The organism is Vibrio sp. 10N.222.52.B12, assembly GCF_002875385.1.
Lineage (GTDB): Bacteria > Pseudomonadota > Gammaproteobacteria > Enterobacterales > Vibrionaceae > Vibrio > Vibrio jasicida.
The window spans coordinates 1-1,298 of record NZ_MDAW01000066.1 but is presented as its reverse complement, the minus strand read 5'-3'; the positions used below and the strand labels follow the sequence as shown (position 1 = coordinate 1,298).

The window sequence follows — 1,298 nt, the reverse complement described above, 5'->3', positions numbered from 1 at the left end:
CGCAATACCAAAGCCGCCGCAAACCACCCTAATCACTTAAACCAACGCATCGTGAAAATGCCACGCGTTGCGAATCCCTCTTGAACTGTTTGTTATAAATGCTTTTTCATATCAAACTATTGTATTATAAAGATTTAAATCAGGAGTTACTTATGCCAAGAAACGACCCAAATACCCTTTACTGGAATTCGATTGCTCGAAGCAGTATTCAAGATGCCTACAACAACTTTTTACAACAAGAGAACGTAGAATCTTCTCCACATTACGCTCATATTTTTGCAATGCGTTACTTACGTGAACATCAAAATGCAGCAGGTATGAGCGAGCGGGAAATGATCATTTTCCTAGCAGGTTCCCTACCCGAGATGTACGACTAAAAGTCGCGTCTAATCTTAACTACATGGATGTAGTTGATTTGTATTTATAACGCCCTGTTAAGGTGTGAGCAACGCAATACCGATGCTTCCGCATACCACCTTAAACACTAAAACCAACGCATAGTAAAAATGCCACGCGTTGCGAATCACTCTTAAACAGATTGTTATATGCGTAGCCAGATTTAGCGTGGTCTTAATTGGATGTACATCCGATCTGTATTAACCCCTTTTCTATACGACACTACATAGCCTGAATGCTTAGATGCTAAAGTACTTCGATAACTCGCAACCACACTTGTCGGTGTGTTGCACACAAACCGGATAATGTATTTCCCATTATCTGTGATCACTTTGTCAATGACAGAAATTGCCGACAGCTCATCGTACATAACAGTCTCTGCATTAATAGTTGCCCCAGGTAGAGCATCATAGATAACGGCGTTTTCGGTGCTGCGAATTCGATTCTGGTTAAATTGAGCTCTACGTCGATAAGTAGGTGTTACGTCAATTACGACATTATCTTTGGGTTTACGCTTTTCATCTTTTGCTGCATCATCAGCTGCTTTCCAGACAATATGCGTCATTGCAGCTATGATTTTGCCAACATTAAATACTATCGTAATCATTAGAAATGGAAGAGATAGTAATGCTTTTAGTGCCTCAAACGCTTGTTTTCCCAAGCTTTCATTATTTTCGTTGTACATTATGTGTCAGTATTTATGCGCATAAACTTGCTCAAATAGATGTGACACAAATTTTATTCCCAAAATCTATTTCAGTATAGCGTTTTGTAGAAGCATATAACGCCCTGCTAAGGGGTGAGCAACGCAATACCAATGCTACCGCAAACCACCTTAATCACTAAATTCAACGCATAGTGAAAATGCCACGCGTTGCGAATCCCTCTTGAGCAGTTTGTTA

Annotated in this window: 2 protein-coding genes; one reads left to right on the top strand and one right to left on the bottom strand. The window is 40.0% G+C overall.

Translation table 11 applies throughout. The annotated features are described in order from the left end of the window. Positions 1 to 152 precede the first annotated feature (152 nt). A complete protein-coding gene (locus tag BCT11_RS03770; protein ID WP_102387180.1) occupies positions 153 to 377 on the top strand; it encodes a hypothetical protein in 225 nt (74 codons plus the stop codon). A 182-nt stretch (positions 378 to 559) separates the two neighbouring features. On the opposite strand, the gene BCT11_RS03760 is transcribed toward BCT11_RS03770, so the two are convergent. Continuing rightward, positions 560 to 1,081, bottom strand: coding sequence for a hypothetical protein (locus tag BCT11_RS03760; RefSeq protein WP_102387178.1), 522 nt, complete (start codon positions 1,079 to 1,081; stop codon positions 560 to 562). Between the last annotated feature and the right edge of the window lie 217 nt (positions 1,082 to 1,298).